At 66.3% G+C, this 20,284-nt stretch carries 18 protein-coding genes; 9 read left to right on the top strand and 9 right to left on the bottom strand.

The annotated features are described in order from the left end of the window. Positions 1 to 57: 57 nt before the first annotated feature. The 3 genes from GA645_RS08215 to GA645_RS08205 all read right to left on the bottom strand — a co-directional run bounded on the left by GA645_RS08215 (position 58) and on the right by GA645_RS08205 (position 3,710). Positions 58 to 1,932, bottom strand: a complete 1,875-nt coding sequence (locus GA645_RS08215; RefSeq protein WP_152221666.1) for an MFS transporter — start codon at positions 1,930 to 1,932, stop codon at positions 58 to 60. Between the two features lie 289 nt (positions 1,933 to 2,221). Further along, positions 2,222 to 3,073 (bottom strand): AraC family transcriptional regulator, encoded by an 852-nt coding sequence (locus tag GA645_RS08210; protein WP_152221665.1) that lies wholly within the window; start codon positions 3,071 to 3,073, stop codon positions 2,222 to 2,224. A 67-nt stretch (positions 3,074 to 3,140) separates the two neighbouring features. Then, a complete protein-coding gene (locus GA645_RS08205; protein WP_152221663.1) occupies positions 3,141 to 3,710 on the bottom strand; it encodes a GNAT family N-acetyltransferase in 570 nt (189 codons plus the stop codon). A gap of 262 nt (positions 3,711 to 3,972) precedes the next feature. Between GA645_RS08205 and GA645_RS08200 the strand changes: the two genes are divergently transcribed. After that, a complete protein-coding gene (locus tag GA645_RS08200) occupies positions 3,973 to 7,449 on the top strand; it encodes a hybrid sensor histidine kinase/response regulator (RefSeq protein WP_152221661.1) in 3,477 nt (1,158 codons plus the stop codon). Between the two features lie 143 nt (positions 7,450 to 7,592). On the opposite strand, the gene GA645_RS08195 is transcribed toward GA645_RS08200, so the two are convergent. After that, positions 7,593 to 8,051, bottom strand: a complete 459-nt coding sequence (locus GA645_RS08195) for a DMT family transporter (RefSeq protein ID WP_152221659.1) — start codon at positions 8,049 to 8,051, stop codon at positions 7,593 to 7,595. 82 nt (positions 8,052 to 8,133) lie between these two features. Here GA645_RS08195 and GA645_RS08190 point away from each other — a divergent pair, with 82 nt between their 5' ends. Beyond that, positions 8,134 to 9,042 (top strand): LysR family transcriptional regulator, encoded by a 909-nt coding sequence (locus GA645_RS08190; RefSeq protein ID WP_152221657.1) that lies wholly within the window; start codon positions 8,134 to 8,136, stop codon positions 9,040 to 9,042. 4 nt (positions 9,043 to 9,046) lie between these two features. Here GA645_RS08190 and GA645_RS08185 read toward each other — a convergent pair whose 3' ends face one another. Continuing rightward, positions 9,047 to 9,745 (bottom strand): MerR family transcriptional regulator, encoded by a 699-nt coding sequence (locus GA645_RS08185; protein WP_256676172.1) that lies wholly within the window; start codon positions 9,743 to 9,745, stop codon positions 9,047 to 9,049. A 391-nt stretch (positions 9,746 to 10,136) separates the two neighbouring features. Between GA645_RS08185 and GA645_RS08180 the strand changes: the two genes are divergently transcribed. The 4 genes from GA645_RS08180 to GA645_RS08165 all read left to right on the top strand — a co-directional run bounded on the left by GA645_RS08180 (position 10,137) and on the right by GA645_RS08165 (position 15,124). Next, entirely contained in the window at positions 10,137 to 11,021 is an 885-nt protein-coding gene (locus GA645_RS08180; protein WP_152221655.1) for a M24 family metallopeptidase, read from the top strand. Then, positions 11,018 to 12,790: an SDR family oxidoreductase gene (locus GA645_RS08175; protein WP_152221653.1), complete on the top strand. Its 1,773-nt coding sequence runs from the start codon at positions 11,018 to 11,020 to the stop codon at positions 12,788 to 12,790. The genes GA645_RS08180 and GA645_RS08175 overlap by 4 nt, the downstream gene beginning before the upstream one ends. An 8-nt stretch (positions 12,791 to 12,798) precedes the next feature. Continuing rightward, positions 12,799 to 13,689: a metal-dependent hydrolase gene (locus GA645_RS08170; RefSeq protein ID WP_152221651.1), complete on the top strand. Its 891-nt coding sequence runs from the start codon at positions 12,799 to 12,801 to the stop codon at positions 13,687 to 13,689. 88 nt (positions 13,690 to 13,777) lie between these two features. Beyond that, a complete protein-coding gene (locus GA645_RS08165) occupies positions 13,778 to 15,124 on the top strand; it encodes an FAD-binding oxidoreductase (RefSeq protein ID WP_152221648.1) in 1,347 nt (448 codons plus the stop codon). A gap of 42 nt (positions 15,125 to 15,166) precedes the next feature. Here the strand turns inward: GA645_RS08165 and rmuC are convergent, their stop codons facing one another. The 4 genes from rmuC to GA645_RS08145 all read right to left on the bottom strand — a co-directional run bounded on the left by rmuC (position 15,167) and on the right by GA645_RS08145 (position 18,546). Beyond that, a complete protein-coding gene (rmuC, locus tag GA645_RS08160) occupies positions 15,167 to 16,531 on the bottom strand; it encodes a DNA recombination protein RmuC (protein WP_178119619.1) in 1,365 nt (454 codons plus the stop codon). A gap of 589 nt (positions 16,532 to 17,120) precedes the next feature. Next, on the bottom strand, positions 17,121 to 17,330 hold the full coding sequence (locus GA645_RS08155; protein ID WP_152221644.1) for a hypothetical protein: 210 nt from the start codon (positions 17,328 to 17,330) through the stop codon (positions 17,121 to 17,123). A gap of 76 nt (positions 17,331 to 17,406) precedes the next feature. Continuing rightward, positions 17,407 to 18,177 (bottom strand): RES family NAD+ phosphorylase, encoded by a 771-nt coding sequence (locus GA645_RS08150; RefSeq protein WP_256676097.1) that lies wholly within the window; start codon positions 18,175 to 18,177, stop codon positions 17,407 to 17,409. Continuing rightward, positions 18,178 to 18,546, bottom strand: a complete 369-nt coding sequence (locus tag GA645_RS08145) for an antitoxin Xre/MbcA/ParS toxin-binding domain-containing protein (protein WP_152221642.1) — start codon at positions 18,544 to 18,546, stop codon at positions 18,178 to 18,180. It lies immediately after the preceding gene. A gap of 144 nt (positions 18,547 to 18,690) precedes the next feature. Here GA645_RS08145 and GA645_RS08140 point away from each other — a divergent pair, with 144 nt between their 5' ends. The 3 genes from GA645_RS08140 (at position 18,691) to GA645_RS08130 (ending at position 20,137) form a co-directional block, all read left to right on the top strand. After that, positions 18,691 to 19,173: a transcription elongation factor GreAB gene (locus tag GA645_RS08140; RefSeq protein ID WP_152221640.1), complete on the top strand. Its 483-nt coding sequence runs from the start codon at positions 18,691 to 18,693 to the stop codon at positions 19,171 to 19,173. A 131-nt stretch (positions 19,174 to 19,304) separates the two neighbouring features. Next, on the top strand, positions 19,305 to 19,649 hold the full coding sequence (locus tag GA645_RS08135) for a carboxymuconolactone decarboxylase family protein (protein ID WP_152221638.1): 345 nt from the start codon (positions 19,305 to 19,307) through the stop codon (positions 19,647 to 19,649). Positions 19,650 to 19,753: 104 nt separating this feature from the next. Continuing rightward, positions 19,754 to 20,137, top strand: coding sequence for a hypothetical protein (locus tag GA645_RS08130; protein ID WP_152221637.1), 384 nt, complete (start codon positions 19,754 to 19,756; stop codon positions 20,135 to 20,137). The last annotated feature ends 147 nt before the right edge of the window (positions 20,138 to 20,284 follow it).

Here is a 20,284-nt window from a genome sequence, read left to right as displayed (position 1 = left end):
ACACGCCCATGAAAAAGCCCCGGCATTGCTGGGGCTTTTTCTTTGCCGCCGGAAAACTCAGCGTGCAGCGCCACGCAGCACGGCGACCTGCTCCTGCAGCGCCAGACGCTTGGCGTCCTCCGGAGCCACCGGCTGGCCGGCCACCAGGCACACCCGCGACCAGATACGGCGGAAAAAGCCCTTGCCCGGGTCGCGGCTGAAGAAGCTGCCCCAAAGCCCTTGCAGTGCCATCGGGATTACCGGCACCGGGGTTTCCGCGATGATCCGCTCCACCCCGCTGCGGAACTCATTCATCTCGCCATCCAGGGTCAGCATGCCCTCGGGGAAGATGCACACCACCTCCCCTTCGCGCAGGTACTCGGCAACCTTGGCGAACGCCGTTTCATAGGTCGCCGGATCTTCGTTGCGCCCGGCGATCGGCACGGCGCCAGCGGTGCGGAAGATGAAGTTCAGCACTGGGATGCGGAAGATCTTGTAGTACATGACAAAACGCACCGGGCGACGTACGGAGCCGGCGATCAGCAGCGCATCGACGAAGGACACGTGGTTGCACACCAGCACCGCAGGGCCTTCGTCGGGGATGACCTCGAGGTTGCGGTGATCCACCCGGTACATCGAGTGGGTCAGCAGCCACACCAGGAAGCGCATGGTGAACTCGGGAACGATCTTGAAGATGTACACGTTCACCGCGACGTTCATCAGCGACAGCACGAGGAACAGCTCGGGGATCGTCAGCTTCGCCACCGACAGCAGCAGGATCGAAACAATCGCCGCCACCACCATGAACAGCGCGTTGAGGATGTTGTTGGCGGCGATCACCCGCGCGCGCTTGTCCTCCTCGGTGCGCGCCTGGATCAGCGCGTACAGCGGCACGATGTAGAAGCCGCCGAAGATGCCGATGCCGAGGATGTCGGCCAGCACCGCCCAGGACTGCGAATGCTCCAGCACCGCCAGCCAGTGGTACGGCTGCTCGCCCTGCGGGAAGTCGCCGGAGTGCCACCAGAGCAGGATGCCGAAGAGGCTCAGACCGATGGAGCCGAAGGGCACCAGGCCGATTTCCACTTTCTTCCCGGAGAGCTTCTCGCAGAGCATCGAGCCCAGCGCGATGCCCACGGAGAACACGGTGAGGATCAGCGTCACCACGCTCTCGTCGCCGTGCAGCAGCTCCTTGGCGTAGGTCGGGATCTGAGTGAGATAGACCGCGCCGAGGAACCAGAACCAGGAGTTGCCCACCAGCGAGCGCGACACCGCCGGACGCTGGCGCAGGCCGAGCAAGAGGATGCTCCAGGACTGGCGGAAGATGTTCCAGTCGATCGTCAGGTCCGGCAGCGCGGCCGCCGCGCGGGGAATGTTGCGGCTGGCGAGGAAGCCGCAGACAGCCACCAGCACCACGGCGCTGCCAACGCCGGCGGCGTAGTCCTGCCGCGACATCAGCACGCCAGCGCCGATGGTGCCGCAGAGGATGGCGAGGAAGGTGCCCATCTCCACCAGGGCGTTACCGCCCACCAGCTCGTCCTCACGCAGGTGCTGCGGCAGGATCGAGTACTTCACCGGACCGAACAGCGCCGAGTGGGTGCCCATGGCGAACAGCGCAAGGAACAGCAGCGGCAGGCTGCCAAACACGAAGCCCGCGGCACCCACCGCCATGATGCCGATCTCGGCCAGCTTCAGTGCACGCATCAGAGCGTCCTTGTTGAACTTCTCGCCGAACTGTCCGCCCAGGGCGGAGAACAGGAAGAACGGCAGGATGAACAACAGCGCGCAGAGGTTGACCAGCAGGTTGCGGTCACCGCCGACGGTGAGGTGGTAGAGGATCGCCAGAATCAGTGACTGCTTGAAAATGTTGTCGTTGAACGCACCCAGCAGCTGGGTGACGAAGAATGGCAGGAAACGCTTCTTGCCCAAGAGGGCGAATTGCGAGTGTTGAGACATCGTCCTTGTTTACCTGCGTGGGGGCCTCTGGCCGGGATGACAGCATGGATATGACGGCAACGACCTGAAGAAAAGCCACATTTTCCGCACAAGTCCATCCAGGCGACTACGAAATCTCACTCCAGCGACATCCATGCCGCTTGCTCCATGCAATCTCCGCCTGGTGTTCTGACAGGGCTCTACGCACGCCTGGAATCTGGGAAGCTGTTGGGTCGTAGGCGGTTGGGGGCGCTCCATCACGGCGGATAGCGCTGCGCGCTATTCGCCCGACAAGCCTGGGGCGAACGGTTCACGCCGTCTTGAACGATCTCGCACACGCCTGCCGATATTCGCCGGGGCCGACGCCGTAGGCCTGCTTGAACTGGCGGCTGAGATGGCTCTGGTCGGCGAAGCCCAGTTGCATGGCCACGCCTACCGGCGCGCAGCCCTGCTTGAGCAGCGCGCGGGCCTGCTCCAGGCGGCGTTGCTTGAGCCAGGCGTGGGGCGGCAGGCCGGTGGCCTTGCGGAACACCCGGGCGAAGTGGAACGGCGACAGTCCGACGGCGGCGGCCAGCTCTTCCAGCGACGGCGGCTCCATCAGCCGCGAGCCGAGCAGTTCGCGGGCGCGCGCCACGGCGACGGGTTCGTTGCCGGCGGGCGGCGCGTCGGGAATCCGCGCATGGCGCTGGAACAGCAGCAGAAGGGCCTCACGCCAGCAGGTCTGGCGCTGCAATACGGGGGCGTCGGAATCCACCAGGCGGTGGGCGGCGAACAGCGCCCGCACCAACTCCGGATCGTGCACCACGCTGGCATCGAACGACGGCGTACCGCCACCGTTCAGTTCCAGCTCTTCCAGCACCCCGGAAACCTGCGCCAGCTCAGGGTAGAAGCCGCGATACCGCCAACCGGCCTCGTCAGCCTTGGAGCCGGTATGCACCTCGTCAGGATTGATCAGCACCACGCTGCCAGCCGGCGCGAAGTGTTCGGCGCCGCGATGGTGGAAACGCTGCGCCCCCTGCTCGATCATCACGAAGGCAAAGCCTTCGTGGACGTGGGGCGAGAATACCTGCTCGATGTAGCGCGCGTGCAGCAGCTCGACGCCGCCCAGCTCCTGGGCGCGCCAGAAACGGGTACGTTCGCCGCTCGCGTGGTGGTCTGTCATGCTCCTGCCCCGATGTCGCACCGCCGCTCTGGAGAACGAGCGGGTCGATCACCTTACACCAGCGCCGTCAGCCGTTGAAACTCGCCTCCAGCGCGGCCTTTACCTGCGGCCACTCATGGTCGGTGATGCTGTAGAGAATGGTGTCGTCGAGACGGCCGCCGGCCAGGCGCCGATGATTGCGCAGCACGCCTTCGCGCACCGCGCCGAGCTTCTCGATGGCACGCTGCGAACGCAGGTTGCTTGCGGCGGTCTTGAACTGCACGCGGACCATCTTCCAGCTGTCGAAGGCATGGCGCAGCATCAGGTACTTCATGGTGGCGTTCAGGCCGCTGCCATGCTGCGCCTGGTCCAGCCAGGTGGCGCCGATCTCGCAGGCCGGCAGCGCCGGGAGGAAGTCCGTGAAGCGCGTGGTGCCGACGATCTCGTTGCCCAGGCGCACCACCAGCGGCAGCGCACGGCCTTCACGCTGGTCGGCCAGGCCCTGGCGATACCAGTCCGGGCGCCCCGGTGCGCTCATGAACTGCAGTACATCGCGGTTCGCCTCCGCCAGGGTCACCAGTTCAGGCACGTCGGCCTCCACCATCGGCTCCAGGCGCAAGGCCCCGCGCTGCAAGGTGATCGGTAGCGGTCTGAACATGGTGTGCTCCTGATACGTCGACGCAGATCTCGCTCATTTCAGAGCGTAGCGGCTGCCTGAAGTGCCGCACCCGCAAAAGGGCGCGACAGACGGGCGGACTGCAAAGGCCGGCAAGCTATCAGCCCGGCCAGCGCCACTCAAGTGAGAAGCGCGACACAGCGCCACTGAGACATTGGTAGCAGTCGGTCTGACACATCGGGACTTTGGTGCGAAACTGCTGCTAGCGCTCCTGCGGGGGAGCCAGTTCATTTCCGGAGTCAGCATGTCGTTGTCCAGTGGGTTGATCGCAACGGTCGCCCTGCTCTACATGGCGGTCCTGTTCGCCATTGCGTTCTATGGCGACCGCCGTCGCGCCCCTCTTTCGCCGCGCGTCCGCGCCTGGGTCTACAGCCTCTCCCTGGCGGTGTACTGCACCAGCTGGACCTTCTTCGGCGCGGTCGGCCAGGCCGCCGGCCAGCTCTGGTCGTTCCTGCCGATCTACGTCGGCCCCGTGCTGCTCATGCTCTTCGCGCCCTGGGTGCTGCAGAAGATGATCATGATCAGCAAGCAGGAGAACATCACCTCCATCGCCGACTTCATCGCCGCGCGCTACGGCAAGTCGCAGGCCCTGGCGGTGGTGGTGGCGCTGATCTGCATCGTCTGCGTGCTGCCCTACATCGCCCTGCAGCTCAAGGGCATCGTGCTCGGGGTGAACCTGCTGATCGGCGCCGGAGCCGACGCCGGCGGCAGCCGCGCCCAGGACACCGCGCTGATCGTCTCGCTGGTCCTGGCGCTGTTCACCATCGTCTTCGGCACCCGCAGCCTCGACGTCACCGAGCACCACCGCGGCATGGTGCTGGCCATCGCCTTCGAGTCGCTGGTCAAACTCACCGCCTTCCTCGCGGTCGGCATCTTCGTCACCTACAGCCTCTACGACGGCTTCGACGACCTGCTCGACAAGGCCCGCGCCGCGCCGCAGCTGGCCGACTACTGGGAAGAAACCGTGCACTGGCCGGGCATGCTGCTGCAGACCGGCGTGGCGATGACCGCCATCATGTGTCTGCCGCGCCAGTTCCACGTGCTGGTGGTGGAGAACATCGAGCCGCGCGACCTAGGCCTGGCGCGCTGGGTATTCCCGATCTACCTGGTGCTGGCCGCGCTGTTCGTGGTGCCCATCGCGCTGGCCGGACAGATGCAGCTGCCGGCCGGGGTCATCCCCGACTCCTTCGTGATCAGCCTGCCGCTGGCCGAGGCCCATCCGGCGCTGGCCCTGTTGGCCTTCATCGGCGGCGCCTCGGCGGCCACCGGCATGGTCATCGTCGCCAGCGTGGCGCTGTCGACCATGGTCTCCAACGACATGCTGCTGCCCTGGCTGTTGCGCCGCAAAGGCGAGGCCGAGCAGCCCTTCGAGGTGTTCCGCCACTGGCTGCTGACCGTGCGCCGGGTGAGCATCGCGCTGATCCTCCTGCTGGCCTACGTCAGCTACCGTCTGCTGGGCTCCACCGCGAGCCTCGCTACCATCGGCCAGATCGCCTTCGCCGCCATCGCCCAGCTCGGCCCGGCCATGATCGGCGCGCTGTACTGGAAGCAGGCCAACCGCCGCGGCGTATTCGCCGGGCTGGCCGCGGGCTCCTTGCTGTGGGCCTACACCCTGGTGCTGCCGGTGGTCGCCAAGGGCCTGGGCTGGCCGCTGGAAGCCTTCCCCGGCCTCGCCTGGCTGGCCGGCCGCCCCTTCGGCCTGACCATCGAACCGCTGACCCTCGGCGTGCTGCTCTCGCTGATCGGCAATTTCGCCCTGTTCGGGCTGGTCTCGGTGTTCTCCCGCACCCGCGTCTCCGAGCACTGGCAGGCCAGCCGCTTCATCGGCCAGGAAATCTCCCAGAAACTCAGCTCGCGCTCGATGCTCGCGGTGCAGCTGGAAGACCTGCTGATGCTCGCCGCCCGCTTCGTCGGCGAGGAGCGCGCGCGGCAAAGCTTCATCCGCTTCGCCTACCGCCAGGGCAAGGGCTTCACCCCGAGCCAGAACGCCAACGACGAGTGGATCGCCCACACCGAACGCCTGCTCGCCGGCGTGCTCGGCGCCTCCTCCGCGCGGGCGGTGGTGAAGGCCGCCATCGAAGGCCGCGAGATGCAGGTCGAGGACGTGGTGAAGATCGCCGACGAAGCCTCCGAGGTGCTGCAGTTCAACCGCGCGCTGCTGCAAGGCGCCATTGAGAACATCACCCAAGGCATCAGCGTGGTCGACCAGTCGCTGCGCCTGGTGGCCTGGAACCACCGCTACCTGGAGCTGTTCGAGTACCCGGAGGGGCTGATCTACGTCGGCCGGCCGATCGCCGACATCATCCGCTACAACGCCGAGCGCAACCTGTGCGGGCCGGGTGATCCGGACCTGCACGTCGCCAAGCGCCTGTACTGGATGCGCCAGGGCACCCCGCACACTTCCGAGCGATTGTTCCCCAACGGCCGGGTGATCGAACTGATCGGCAACCCGATGCCGGGCGGCGGCTTCGTCATGAGCTTCACCGACATCACCAACTACCGCCACGCCGAGCAGGGCCTCAAAGACGCCAACGAAGGCCTGGAGCAACGGGTGCAGGAGCGCACCTTCGAGCTGTCGCAGCTGAACCATGCGCTCACCGAAGCCAAGGGCACGGCCGAGGCGGCGAACCAGTCCAAGTCGCGCTTCCTCGCCGCGGTCAGCCATGACCTGATGCAGCCGCTGAACGCCGCGCGGCTGTTCTCCGCCGCCCTCGCCCACCAGGAGCTACTGCCCGAGGAGGCCACCGAACTGGTGCGCCACCTGGACTCGTCGCTACGCTCGGCGGAAGACCTGATCACCGACCTACTGGACATATCGCGCCTGGAGGGCGGACGGGTCAGCGCCGATGTCGCGTCCTTCCCGCTGAGCAACCTGTACGAGACCCTCGGCGTGGAATTCCGCGTACTGGCCCAGGAGCACGGCATCGACTTCCACATGCGCGGCAGCAAGCTGCGCGTGGAGAGCGACATCAAGCTGCTGCGCCGCGTGCTGCAGAACTTCCTCACCAACGCCTTCCGCTACGCCAAGGGCCACGTGCTGCTGGGCGTACGTCGCGAAGCCGGGCACCTGCGCCTGGAAGTCTGGGACCATGGTCCGGGCATCCCGCCGGACAAGCTCCATGTGATCTTCGAGGAATTCAAACGCCTGGACAGTCACCAGACCCGCGCCGAGAAAGGCCTGGGTCTGGGCCTGGCGATCGCCGACCGGCTGTGCAAGGTGCTCGGCCACCGCCTGGAAGTACGCTCCTGGCCGGGCAAGGGCAGCGTGTTCAGCGTCAGCGTGCCGCTGGCGCGCCAACCGGCGCCAGCGCAGCTCAACGGACACAAGCTGGAAACCCCGGAACAGCTCAACGGCGCGCAGGTGCTCTGCGTGGACAACGAGGACAGCATCCTCACCGGCATGAACAGCCTGCTCAGCCGCTGGGGTTGTCGCGTGCTCACCGCGCGCAGCCGCGAGGAATGCCAGACCCTCCTGGAAGGCGATGCGCGCCCGCAACTGGCGCTGATCGACTACCACCTGGACGACGGCGAACTGGGCACCGACCTCATGGCCTGGCTGCGCACCCGCCTGGGCGAGCCGGTGCCGGGCGTGGTGATCAGCGCGGACGCCCGTCCCGAGCTTGTGGCGCAGATCCACGCGGCCGGGCTGGAGTTCCTCCCCAAACCGGTGAAGCCGGCGGCACTGCGGGCGTTGTTGAGTCGGCATCTGAGCCTGAGATGAGCCGCCCTGCCACGCCTTGGCAGTGGCGGCGGTTCGCGAGCAAGGACTAGGCGTCCCCCTCGGCTCTACGAAGAGCACGCCAGCTTTTCCCTGTAGGAGCGAGCTTGCTCGCGAACCCGCCCAGCCCCCTCAGCAAAACCTCTTCAAGCCACCCTCCCCCGCCACTGCAACAACACCACCCCGGCGATGATCAGCCCGACGGCCAGCACACCCTCGGGCGACAACCGCCGTACCGGAAAACCGGCCCAGCCGAACTGGTCGCACAGCGCCGACATCAGCATCTGCCCGGCCACCACGCAGGCCAGGAAGGTCGCCGCGCCCAGCTGCGGCGCCAGCATCACCGCCACGGTCAGATAGGCCGCACCGAACAGCCCGCCCAGCCAGCCCCACCAGGGCGTAGCGGCGATACCCGCTGCCGGCGGAAGCGGCACACGAAAGGCCAGCAGCGCGATGATTACCGCCGCCAGGCTAACGCCCAGCGAAGTCAGGCTTGCGCTCAACGGATGGCCCAATTGGCGACCCAGCAGGGAGTTGCTGCCGGCCTGCAAGGCGACCAGCGCGCCCACGCCGATGGCGGGCAGCAGAAGAAGCAGTTTCGACATCGACTTTCCTCCGTTTCTTGTCGATGAATGCAGCTTCTGCTATCCATCCAGCGCATGGAAATGAATGATTGGTACACCCTGAATGCACCCAGTTCATGACTTGCGCCGTATCGACCTCAACCTGCTGGTGATCCTCGACGCCTTGCTGGATGAGCGCCATGTCTCCCGCGCGGCCGAGCGCCTGGCCATGACCCAGCCGGCGGTGAGCCATGCGCTGGGTCGCCTGCGCGACCTGCTCGACGACCCGCTGCTGGTGCGCGCCGGCAACCAGATGCAGCTGACCCGCCGAGCCTTCGAACTGGCCGGGCCGCTGCACGAGATTCTCGGCAGCGTGCGCCGGCTGGTGCTGGGCGACGATTTCGAGCCGGCCAGCGCCGAACTGGAGCTGCGCCTGGGCATGTCCGACTACGGCGCCTGGGTGGTGTTGCCAACGCTGCTGCCGATCCTGCGCCGCGAGGCGTCGGGCATTCACCTGGACGTACGCCAGGCCTCGCGCGTGGGCATGGCCGAGCAGGTGGCGAGCGGCGAGCTGGATGGCGCCCTCGGGGTCTTCCCGATGCTGCCGGAAGGGCTGCGCGTGCAGCGCTTGTTCGAGGAACGCTTCGTCTGCCTGTGCTCGCGCGAAACACTGGGCGGCCGCAAGCGCCTGGACCTCGACGACTACCTCGCCGCTCCGCACCTGCGGGTCGCCCTGCAGCAGAGCCCGGCGGAAGAGATCGACAGTCATCTGGAAAAACTCGGCCGGCGCCGTCAGGTGGCCTCTACCGTGCCGCATTTCAGCGTGGCGCCCAGCCTGTTGGCGGGCACCGATCTGGTGCTGACGATTGCTGCGCGGATGCTTCCGGACGATCTCGAAAGCCATGGCCTGGCCAGCTTCGAGCCGCCGCTGAAACTGGCCCCATTCGATTTCGTGCAGATCTGGTCGGAGGCCAGCGAGGACGACCCGGCGCGGCGCTGGCTGCGTGGCAAGCTGGCCCAGGCAGCCAGCTGACTGCTTATTCCGGGGTTTCCAGGCGGCGGAGGATTTCCCCCACGCGCTCCCCGAGCATCTCGTTGGCCGAACGCTTCAGGCCTCGCGCCAGCTCCACCAGCACCACCTGCTCGGCCACCGGCCGCAGGCGCTGGAACACCTCGGCGAGACGCTCCAGATCGGCCGCACCGGGCAGCAGGTCGGCGCCGGGCTTGTCCACCAGATGAGTCACCACCAGGCGCACGATGCCGGCGGCCAGGTGTTCGGTATCGGTGCGCAGCACGGCCAAGTGATCCAGCAGCGCGGCCAGCGGAATGCCGGCGCGGTACAGCTCGACGCCGGCGTTGAACAGGCGCGGGCTGGGAATACTGATGCGTTCGCCGTCGAAGGCCAGCAGGCCCTGCGCCAGCGCCTGATCGATCACCGCATCATTGAGCTCGCCACCGAACAGCGCCTGCAGCTCGCTGAACTCGATGCTTCCGGCCGTCTCCAGGTTCCATGGGCCGACGATGGCTTCGTCGAGGCCGAGTACATGGTCCAGGTCATGGCCGTGCTCCCAGCTCTCCAGCAGTTCCTTGATGTTGGCGATGTTGTAGCCGCGCTCCAGCAAGCGGTTAATCAAGCGCAAGCGACGTAGGTGGCTGGCGAAGTACACCCCGGCGCGGCCCCGGCGCTCGGGGGGCGGCAGCAGGCCACGATCCTGGTAGGCGCGCAGGTTGCGCACCGTGGTGCCGCCCTCGCGGGCCAGTTCATCCACCGAGTACTCGCGCTCGTCTTCCAGCGCGGAAGGCGCGTCATCCGGGCGTTGCAGCAGGCGCTGCAGGAGGTTCAGGGGTGTGCTCATGGCCGGATGATAGCCATCGACGTGCCCCCGGAACAATCGGAAGGATTAATCCTTCGGTGATCCCCTTCTCATCCCCGAGGCCCAACCAAAGACGGGAACTGCACCCACCAGATTCCGCCCTGCCGGCCGCAACCCGCGCCACCAGTGGCTCCCCGCCCCGGTAACACTTCAGACCCGGCGCGCACGGCATGGCGCAAAGCCCGTCGATGGGTCAGCATCGATCGTGACATTGCTCAATGTCACGATAACAACAACCAGCCTGGAGAAGGCCATGTCCCAAGGCGCCTGGGTGCCCACTTCCGAAGACCTGCGGCACTTCCGCGAGATTCAGCAGCTGGCCTATCGCTGCTGCGAAACCATTGCCGGCGAACTGCGCCCGGGCATCAGCGAGCGCGAGACCGCCGCCCTGATGAAGACCTGGCTGCTCGATCACGGCGTGCGCGACTGGTTCCACCAGCCCTTTGCCTGGTTCGGCCCGCGCACCTCGTTCAAGGGCTTCGACGGCCTGCGCCACCTGGGCGGCTTCAACCTGGCCTTCTACCCCGGCAAGCAGCGCCTGGAGGAAGGCATGCCCTTCATCCTCGACTGCGCGCCGACCCTGGGCGCCTACACCGCCGACGTAGGCTACTCCGGCGCACTCGGCCACAACCTGCTGGTGGAGCGCCTGATGGACGACCTGCTGGCGCACCGCAACCTGATCGTCGAGCAGGTGCGCCAGCGCCTGCCGCTGGCCGAAGTCAGCCAGTCGGTGGACCGCCTGTGCCAGCGCCAGGGCACCCTGCCGCGACACAAGGCCTATCCCTTCGAAGTGCTGGCGCACCGCGTGGAAAAACTCGGCGCGCGCAACACCGGTCCATCGCTCGCACGCTTTGGCGTGCGCAATATTGCCACGCTGATGAAGAACGCCCTGATCACCGGCCGCCGCGAAGGCTGGTCGCCGCTGTGGTCGAGCAATGATCGTTCGCAACATGCGCCCACGCCCGGCCTCTGGGCCGTCGAGCCGCACCTGGGCCTGCGCGGCGTGGGCGCCAAGTTCGAGGAGCTGCTGGTGGTCACCGAGGACGACGCCTACTGGCTGGACGACGACCTGCCCCACGTGCGCCGCTGGGTCACCCGTGACCTGATCAGCGCCCCGGCGCGGCGGGAGGTGGCATGAACGCCATGCTGGAGAAGACCCTGCCGGCGCCGGAACGGCTGGACGTGCAGTCCGGCAACGTACGCCTGGCCGTGTGGCGCTGGGGCGAGGCTCACCTGCCGATGGTGCTGTTCGTCCACGGCTACCCGGACAACCATGAAACCTGGCTGCCACTGATCCGCCACCTCTCGGGACGCTTCCAACTGGTGGCCTACGACGTGCGCGGCGCTGGCGAATCGGACAAGCCGCGCAAGACCCGCGACTACCGACTGGAACTGCTCAGCCAGGACCTCAAGGCCGTGCTCGATGCGGTCAGCCCGCAGCGCGCGGTGCACCTGGTGGCCCACGACTGGGGCTCGATCCAGACCTGGGAAAGCGTCACTGATCCCGAGCTGCGCGCGCGCATCGCGTCCTATACCAGCGTCTCCGGCCCCTGCCTGGATCACGTCGGCTTCTGGATGCGCGACCGCCTGCGCCACAAGACCCCGCGCGCGCTGCTGCAGATGTTCAGCCAGCTGCTGCACTCCTGGTACATCTACTACTTCCACCTGCCGCTGCTGCCATCGCTGTCCTGGCGCTTCGGCGCGGCAAAACTGTGGCCGCAGTACCTGCGCAAGGTCGAGGGCATCCGCAACCCGGTGCGCAACCCGCACCAGGCCAGCGACGGCGAACACGGGGTGAAGCTCTACCGGGCCAACTTCATCACCTCGCTCTTCAAGCCGCGCAAGCGCCACACCGAGGTGCCGGTGCAACTCATCGTGCCGACCCGCGACCGCTACGTCGGCCAGCAACTCTTCCAGCAGCTCTCGCTGTGGGCGCCGCGCCTGTGGCGCCGCGATGTCACTGCCGGACACTGGCAACTGCTCGCCGAACCGACCCGGCTGGGCAAGTGGATCGACGAATTCGTCAGCCATATCGAGGGCGGCGAGGCCACGCCGGAATTGCAGCGCGCCGCTCTGAAACCGGGCTCTGGCCCGTTCGCCGGCAAGCTGGTGGTCGTCACCGGCGCGGGCGGCGGTATCGGTCGCTCGACCCTGCTGAGTTTCGCCGAACGCGGCGCCAGCGTACTGGCCGCAGACATCGACCCGGCCGCTGCCGAACGTAGCGCCGAGCTGGCCCGCGCGGTCGGCGCCACGGCTCACAGCTATTGCGTGGACGTGGGCGACAGTGCCGCCATGGAGCGCTTTGCCCAGTGGGTGAAAAGCAGCCTCGGCGTGCCCGATGTCGTGGTCAGCAATGCCGGCATCGGCCTGGCCGGGCCGATGCTCAAGACCACCCCGCAGGAATGGGAGCGCCTGCTGCGCATCAACCTGTGGAGCGTGATCGACGGTTGCCGGCTGTTCGGCATGCAGATGGTGGAGAGCGGCAAGCCGGGGCACCTGGTCAACGTCGCCTCCGGCGTGGCCTTCGCGCCTTCACGCAACTACCCGGCCTACGCCACCAGCAAGGCGGCAGTGCTGATGCTCAGCGAATGCCTACGCGCTGAATTGGCCGGCCATGGCATCGGCGTCAGCGCGGCGTGCCCAGGTTTCGTCGACACCGGTATCGTCCAGGCCACGCGCTTTGCCGGCCTGGATGACGAACAACAGGCGAAACACCGCGCGAAAGTGCAGCGTTTCTACCGTCGGCGCCGGCTCAGCCCGGACACCGTCGGCGAGCGCATCACCCGCGCGGTAGAGCGCAACCAGCCGGTGGTGAAGGTCGGCAGCGAAGTGCACCTGGGCGCCCTGCAATGGCGCTTCATGCCCTGGCTGTCGCGCCTGTTCGCCCGCCTCAATCTCACTGCCTGAGAACTGCCATGAACGACCATCATCACAAGCTCGTGCAACGCAAGGTGCAGTTCGACTACACCGATTCGCCGCTGCACTGGATTCCCGGCGAGGCCGAGGCGTCTCACGCGATCAACGTCATCCACATGATGCTGCCGGCGGGCGAATTGTGGTTCTGCCGGCTCTACAACAAGGCGCTGCCCTTCGTGAAGGAAGGCCGGCTGCGCGAGGACGTGCAGGGCTTCATCCGCCAGGAAGCCATGCACGCCCGCGCCCACTCGGGTGCTTTGGAGCGCTACCTGAGTCATCACGGCATCGACTCCACGCGCTATCTGAAGGTCATGGACTACCTGTTCGAGCAGTTGCTCAGCGACACGCCGCTGGGCACTGAACTGTTCAATCGCACCCCCTGGCTGAAGCGATGGTGGATCGGCCAGCGCTGCGCCATCGTCGCGGCGGTGGAGCACTTCACCTGCATCCTCGGCAAGTGGATTCTCGAAGCCGATGCGCTGGACCGCGCCAAGGCCGACCCGGTGCTGCTCGACCTGTTCCGCTGGCACGGCGCCGAGGAAGTGGAGCACCGCAATGTCGCCCATGACCTGCACGTGCACCTGGGCGGCACCTTTGTCAGCCGGCAGTTGTGGATGTTCGTGGTGTGGCCGCTGATCATCTATTTGTTCGCCTTCGGCACCCGCACCCTGTCGCGGCAGGACCCGACCATCGCCAATCCGCGCTCCTTCGCCGCAATCTGGCGTGATGGTTCGAAGTCCGGCGTGCTGCCGAAGATCAGCTCCCTGGCCACCAGCTTCTTGCGCTACTTCAAGCCCTGGTACCACCCGGACCATGAAGCCAACACCCAGGAAGCGCTGGACTACCTGGCGCGTTCGCCGGCCGCCAGCCGGGCCGCGCGCGCCTCATAGGGCCTGTCGCCGCGCCCGCGCAGTGGATGCGCGGCGCACGTCAATCGCATACTGCGGCATCCGTTATTCGAATCAGGGATGCCGCCGTATGCCGATGGGAACCTATCCGCTTCACCCCGCCCTTTCCTCCCGTGTGGAGCGCCTGCCGGATCAGGTGGACGTGGTCATCGCCGGCAGCGGCATCATGGGCTGCGCCACCGCCTGGCAGCTCGCCGGTCAGGGCCTGAGCGTACTGGTGCTGGACAAGGCCGGGATCGCCAGCCAGCAATCCACCCGCGCCTGGGGCTTCGTCCGCCAACAGGCGCGCGATCCGGCGGAAGTGCCGTTGATGATGGCGGCGATTCCGCTGTGGGAACGCCTGGAAGAGGAGCTGCAACTGCCGCTGGAATGGCGCCAGGGCGGCTGCCTGTACCTGGCCGAAACGCCCGAGCAGCAGCGCAAGTACGAAGACTGGCTGAAGGTCGCCGCCAACTTCGGCCTCGGCACCCGATTGCTGAGCCGCGCGGAAGTCGCGCAACTGATGCCGGCGCTGAGCGACCCCGCACTGGGCGCCCTGTACACCGCCAATGACGGCCAGGCCGAACCGCGCCGCGTCGCTCCCGGCTACGCCTTGCGCGCCATCGAACGCGGAGCACTGTTCGTCGAAGGCTGTGGCGTCACTGGCAGCGATCGCGCCGCCGGTGCCATCTGCGGCGTACAAACCGAACGCGGCTATGTGAAAACCCGACACCTGCTGGTCTGCGCGGGCGCCAGCAGTTGGCGCCTGGTGCAGAGCCTCGGCCTGGAGCTGCCGCAACAGGCCGTACGTTGCACCGTTTCGCGCACCAGCCCCGGCCCGGACGTCGGCGCGCAAAGCTTCATCGGCCATGGAATCGGCTTCCGCCAGCGCGCCGATGGCAGCATCAACCTCGCTGACGAAACCCAGGCCGACATCGACCTCAACCTCGATTACCTGCGCGGGGCCAAACACTATCTGCCGCACCTGCCGGAGCACCGCGCGGGCTTCTCCTTTAAGCTCAATGGCGCGCTTTTCCATGACCTGTGCCAGCGCCTGCCCGGTTCGGAAAGAAGCGTGAACGGCCCGGTACTCGGTGAGCGTGATCCGCAGGTAAAGGCGAACACCGCGCGTGTCTTCACGGCACAGCAGAATCTGGCGAAGGCCTTCCCGGCACTACGCGATGTGAAAGTCGTGGAAAGCTGGGCGGGACTGATCGACGTGCTGCCCGACGGCATTCCGGTGCTCGATGCACCAGCGCAAGTGCCCGGACTGCTGATCGCCACGGGCTTCTGCGGCCATGGATTCGCCATGGGGCCGATCGTCGGCCAGTTGATGAGCCAGTGGATACACAGGGGCGATCCCGGAATGGACCTGCACGCCTTCCGGCTGCAGCGATTCGCCGATGGCACGGCGGGCAAGCCCTACTCGCTGTTCTGACGGATCGCCCAGTGTTTTTTGTAGGCGCGTCCCCAGCCGCCCCTACTCGCCCTCTTCCACCAGCGGCGAATCATCGCTCAACGCGCGCTCCAGCCAGTCCGTCGGCAGGTTCTTGCTCGCCCGCGCGCCGAGCAGCTTTACCTGTTCGGCGCGGCTGATCAGGTTGCCGCGCCCTTCGCAGAGCTTGTTGCGCGCAGCGGCGTAGGTCTTGTCCAGCTGCTGCAGGCGGGTGCCCATCTCGTCCAGGTCCTGCACGAAGAGCACGAACTTGTCGTACAGGGCCCCGGCGCGCTCGGCGATCTCGCGGGCGTTCTGGTTCTGCCGCTCCTGGCGCCACAGGCTGTCGATCACCCGCAGCGTGGCCAGCAGGGTGGTCGGGCTGACGATCACGATGTTGCGCTCGAAGGCCTCCTGGAACAGGTTCGGCTCGGCCTGCAGCGCCGCCGAGAAGGCTGCCTCGATTGGCATGAACAACAGCACGAAGTCCAGGCTGTGCAGGCCTTCCAGGCGGCGGTAGTCCTTGTCGGACAGACCCTTCACATGGCTGCGCAGCGACAGTACATGAGCCTTCAGCGCCTGCTGGCGGATCACCTCGTCCTCGGCGGCGATGAACTGCTGATAGGCCGTCAGGCTGACCTTGGCGTCCACCACTACCTGCTTGTCGCCGGGCAGGCGGATCAGCACGTCCGGCTGGAAGCGCTCGCCGTCCGGCGCGCGCAGGCTGACCTGGGTTTCGTACTCACGGCCCTTCTCCAGGCCGGCATGCTCCAGCACGCGCTCCAGCACCAGCTCGCCCCAGTTGCCCTGGGTCTTCTGCCCCTTCAGTGCGCGGGTCAGGTTGGTGGCTTCCTCACCCAGGCGCAGGTTCAACTGCTGCAGGCGCTCCAGCTCTTTGGTCAGCGAGAAGCGCTCTCGGGCCTCGGCCTGGTAGCTCTCCTCCACCCGCTTCTCGAAGGACTGGATGCGTTCCTTGAGCGGATCGAGCAACTGCCCGAGGCGCTGCTGGCTGGACTCGGCAAAGCGCTGTTCGCGCTCGTCGAAAATCTTCCCGGCCAGCTCGGCGAATTGAGCGCGCAGGTCATCCCGCGCCGACTGCAAGTCGCCCAGGCGCTGCTGATGGTTGTCCTGCTGCTCGCGCAACTCGGCGGAAAGCGCCGCATGCTCGGCCGAAAGGCGACGCAGCTCCACTTCCTTGTCAGCCCGCTCGGCCTGCCAGTCCTGCTCCGACGCGCCCAGGCGCTCACGCTCCTGCCGGCCCAGCTCAACCTCGCGACGCAGAGCGGCCGCCTCGGCGGACAATTCGCCATGCCTGCCACTCAGTCGCTGGAAAGCCTCACGATCCGCCTCGGCCTGGGCGGACAAGCCGTCCTGCGCAAGCTGCGCATTGGCCAGGCGCTCGCGCAGCAGGGTCGCATCCTGCTCCGTGGCGACACGCTGCGACTGCAGGCGCCAGGCCAGCGCCGCCATGGGCAACAGGCCGGCAAGCGCACCGAGCAACAAGGCGGAGAGGTCGAGGGGCATGCAGGACTCCGGGGTGTGACAAACAATCGCGCAATACTAACAGCGGCTACCTGGAGACGCCTTGTCGCCTGTAAAGGCCCTGGAACAGGGCTCCTGAGCAAGCGCTCGGGACAATCCACAGAAGCTGTGGATAAGTTGGTGGAAAACGTGATGAAAAAGTGCCCTACCCCCAGTAAGACGGGGGTGCGTGACAGATTGGCGATTTTTTCACCAACGAAAATTTCCCTTACTTTTCAATAAGTTAAAAAACGCAAGAGAAACAAGCAAGTGGCTAAATGCAATATTGCAGGGGCTTGACAGGGCGCATCAGCGTTGTGCACAAGTGCGCGCCAGGGTGCAGCCGACCGCCCTATTCGAGGGCAGTGGAAGGGAGGATGTGGAGCGGAAAGCGAACGGCAATCGAATCAGCCAGGCGAAGCTCGTGCCGATATCCGGACCATCCGGAGCGGAGTCGATGAAGGCAGGAATAGCCGGCTCATGCCCACGCCACCCGCCGGGCGCGCCGCCGCTCGGAGCGGACGACCATGGGCGGACTGGGCAGCGAGGCCAACTGCCGCTCAGCGGCGCAGGCCCGCGCGAACGCACGTTCAGCCGCACCGCGGCTGTCGCAATCGATGAAGAACTGGTTCAGGTAGACCCGCCAGCGACGACTGTCGCCGGGGTGGACGGCTATCCGTATATCCATCTCGTTGCACTCCCTGCGTGACCATCCCGCACCTTACACCGATGCCGGCGACGGCAAGCCACGGCACGACAAACGGTCAGGCCGGATACGGCAGGTGCCCGTCCACGAGGAACTGCGTGCGCGGGAACAGGCGCGGTGTATCCGGCACCTGGGCATGCTTGAAGGCAACGTACTCCGCCGTGGTTTCGCACAGCCAGGGCATCAGGTTGCGCGGTCGCTTCTCGGTGAAGGCCGATGGCGCGAACAGCGCAACGTTCACCCCGCCGTGCGGGCAACGCGCGGATCGGTACTCGAACGCCTCGACCCCGGCCTCGCGCATGGCGCTGCCCAACCCCTGGGCGACGCGGTAATCCGACGGATCTCGCAGCGCCGGCTCGTACTCGCGGAACGGCGGCAACTGCAGGCGCACGCCGCGCTGTACCTGGAAGCGTGCCTCGAACGAGGCGTGCTCGGAGAGAATCCGCCCACTCGGCGGTGGCGTAGCCATCCCCTCCCAGAGCACGAAGCGATAGAAGGCCGACTCCGCCATCGCCGTGTCCAGCTTCAGCGCCGCATAGAACAGGCTTGGCTCATGCCGCCGGCCGAAGCGCGAGCCCCAGCGCAGCGGCGGATAGCGAAACGGCGTCTTCAATAGATAGTGCAGGTGCGCGGCAGGCGGCGGTACGCGTGGCTTGCTGGTTTCCAGCAGCTCTTCCAGCAACGCCTGCTCGGCCAGCGTGTCCACCAGCTGTAGCGTGGCCACCTGCCCCTGGCTCTCCACCAGGCGCACCAGGCGTCCGCGGATGGAGGTGACGACCGACTCCGGTTCATGCGTGGCCCAGATGCGGGCGCCCGTTTCGAAGGACATTCAGACCTTGCCCCGGATGGCGTCCAGGTATTCGACCACCGCCACCAGCCCCTGCACCTGCTCCATCAGTTGCAGCGGCACGCCGCTCAGGTGCCGGTTCTCGGTACGCAGGAAGTGGCGCATGTCCTCCAGGTTGCCGCCGAACAGGGCGAACAGCGCGCGATAGACACGCACCAGCAGCAGGGCCAGTTCGCCAGTCTTGCTGTCCACCCGCAGACCGCCTTGCTTCCAGCGGCTGACGGCGCTACGTTCCACCCCGACTATCGTCGCCAGCTCCTGCTGGGTCATCGCCAGATGTTCGCGCGCCGTGAGTACCGCCTTGGCCAGTACGGCATCAGCTGCGGGGCTTTCGCGCAACAGGGCACTCATGGCGACCTCCTTAACGTGTATTTACAGCAAATATACCACTCAATGCTGAAAAAACACGAACAGCTACTTCCTCTCCGGCCACGCCTGTCGCCTCGCGGCGGTAAAGCCCGCAGAATACACAGCCCGACCGACGACTCCCCCGTGATGAACAAACAGCAGGTCTACCAACGCATTCTCGCCAGGCTCGCGCAAGACCTGGACGTCGCCGTGCGCGCCGCCAGGACGGCCCATGAAACAGCGACCCACGAAGAAAACATCGCCGAGAACAAGTACGACACCCTCGGTCTCGAAGCGGCCTACCTCGCCGCCGGCCAGTCGCGCCGCGTCGAGGAAATCCGCCAGGCACTGTCGCTGTTCGAGAACCTGCAACTGCGCGACTTCGACGAGCAATCCGGCATCCAGACCAGCGCCCTGGTGGAGCTGGTCAACGACAGTGGCCAGCAGCGCTGGGTCTTCCTCGGCCCTGATGCCGCCGGCCTGAAAGTGCAGCACGAGGGTACCGAAATCCTCGTCATCACCACTCGCGCCCCGCTGGGCAGCGCCCTGCTGCATCGCCTACCGGGCGACGAGCTGGAAATCGGCCAGGGCAACGCCCGCCAGCGCTACGAGATCCTCGACGCCTACTGAACCCTCCGGGCGGCATGTCGAGCCTATCGATGAAAAAACCGAGCGGAACAGACAATACCCATCCGACCGGCTGACGCAGACTAAGCTTCAAGGCCACATCCCTCCCTTCCGTGGTCTCAAGGAGAAGCATCATGCTGTTCAACTGGTCCGAATACGTCCCTGCCGTGAAGAAAGCCTTCGGCGCCCTGGGCAAGAAGCACCCGAAAATGATCGCCGCCTACCAGGCGCTGGAAGTCGCCGCCGCCGATGGCGACGCCCTGGACGCCAAAACTCGTGAGCTGATCTCCATGGCCGTGGCCATCACCACCCGCTGCGACGGCTGCATTGGCGTACACGCCGAAGCCGCACGCCGGGCCGGCGCCACCGAGGCCGAAGTCGCCCAGGCCCTGGCCACCGCCATCGCCATGAACGCCGGCGCCGCCTATGTCTACTCCCTGCGCGCCATGGAAGCCTTCGACGCCTCCGCCCAGAAATAAGGTCGTGCCCGCGACACCGCCAAGGCGTCGCGGGCTCGCCTCTTTCCTGATCGGCAGCAATGGAGTATCAGTGGGGTCCACCCACTCACCCGCCCCTGCTCCTCATGCCCCACACACCCACCCATCTCAGCGCCTGGAAACTCATCCTCAGCATCGCCGCCGGCATCTGGCTCGGCTGCATGGCCGTGGCGGCCACCGGCTGGCTGATCTGGCGTGATGTTCCACCCCTTCTGGCCAGCCATCCGGCCACAGCGCCCGCGGCACCCGCGGCAATTCCGGCCGCTCCCCCTGCCCCTCGCAGCAATGAAGAGATGTTCCAGCAATACCAGCAACGCCAGCAGGCCGTGCAGGAACAGCAGAACCGGGAGGCCGAGAAAGCGGAGCAGGACAAGCGCTTCAACAGCGCGCCCTGTCAGTTCTGGCGTCAGCAGTATCAGGCGGAGCCGACCCAGAGGAATCGGGAGAAGATGGATGGGTATTGCGGGTGATGGTGCGAAATCCCAACGACTCGATTCCAATAAGGCTAAATCGCTCAGAATGAATCTGAGGTATTAAGCGGCTGCCCTAAACGATTGAAAGCTTTCGCATCCACCCGACTTACGTTGCTCGTCCCAGGTATTTGAAACGCCGCAACG

This window comes from Pseudomonas sp. SCB32 (assembly GCF_009189165.1).
Lineage (GTDB): Bacteria > Pseudomonadota > Gammaproteobacteria > Pseudomonadales > Pseudomonadaceae > Pseudomonas.
The sequence above is the reverse complement of the archived record's forward strand: the minus strand, read 5'-3'. Positions and strand labels throughout refer to the sequence as shown.

Coding starts and splice junctions, on each gene's coding strand:
- GA645_RS08155 (WP_152221644.1), bottom strand. CDS start 17,330: ATGGATATACGGATAGCCGTCCACCCCGGCGACAGTCGTCGCTGGCGG.
- GA645_RS08210 (WP_152221665.1), bottom strand. CDS start 3,073: ATGACAGACCACCACGCGAGCGGCGAACGTACCCGTTTCTGGCGCGCC.
- GA645_RS08170 (WP_152221651.1), top strand. CDS start 12,799: ATGAACGACCATCATCACAAGCTCGTGCAACGCAAGGTGCAGTTCGAC.
- GA645_RS08130 (WP_152221637.1), top strand. CDS start 19,754: ATGCCCCACACACCCACCCATCTCAGCGCCTGGAAACTCATCCTCAGC.
- GA645_RS08150 (WP_256676097.1), bottom strand. CDS start 18,177: ATGTCCTTCGAAACGGGCGCCCGCATCTGGGCCACGCATGAACCGGAG.
- GA645_RS08145 (WP_152221642.1), bottom strand. CDS start 18,546: ATGAGTGCCCTGTTGCGCGAAAGCCCCGCAGCTGATGCCGTACTGGCC.
- GA645_RS08200 (WP_152221661.1), top strand. CDS start 3,973: ATGTCGTTGTCCAGTGGGTTGATCGCAACGGTCGCCCTGCTCTACATG.
- GA645_RS08175 (WP_152221653.1), top strand. CDS start 11,018: ATGAACGCCATGCTGGAGAAGACCCTGCCGGCGCCGGAACGGCTGGAC.
- GA645_RS08165 (WP_152221648.1), top strand. CDS start 13,778: ATGCCGATGGGAACCTATCCGCTTCACCCCGCCCTTTCCTCCCGTGTG.
- GA645_RS08205 (WP_152221663.1), bottom strand. CDS start 3,710: ATGTTCAGACCGCTACCGATCACCTTGCAGCGCGGGGCCTTGCGCCTG.
- GA645_RS08190 (WP_152221657.1), top strand. CDS start 8,134: ATGCACCCAGTTCATGACTTGCGCCGTATCGACCTCAACCTGCTGGTG.
- GA645_RS08135 (WP_152221638.1), top strand. CDS start 19,305: ATGCTGTTCAACTGGTCCGAATACGTCCCTGCCGTGAAGAAAGCCTTC.
- GA645_RS08215 (WP_152221666.1), bottom strand. CDS start 1,932: ATGTCTCAACACTCGCAATTCGCCCTCTTGGGCAAGAAGCGTTTCCTG.
- GA645_RS08180 (WP_152221655.1), top strand. CDS start 10,137: ATGTCCCAAGGCGCCTGGGTGCCCACTTCCGAAGACCTGCGGCACTTC.
- GA645_RS08195 (WP_152221659.1), bottom strand. CDS start 8,051: ATGTCGAAACTGCTTCTTCTGCTGCCCGCCATCGGCGTGGGCGCGCTG.
- GA645_RS08140 (WP_152221640.1), top strand. CDS start 18,691: ATGAACAAACAGCAGGTCTACCAACGCATTCTCGCCAGGCTCGCGCAA.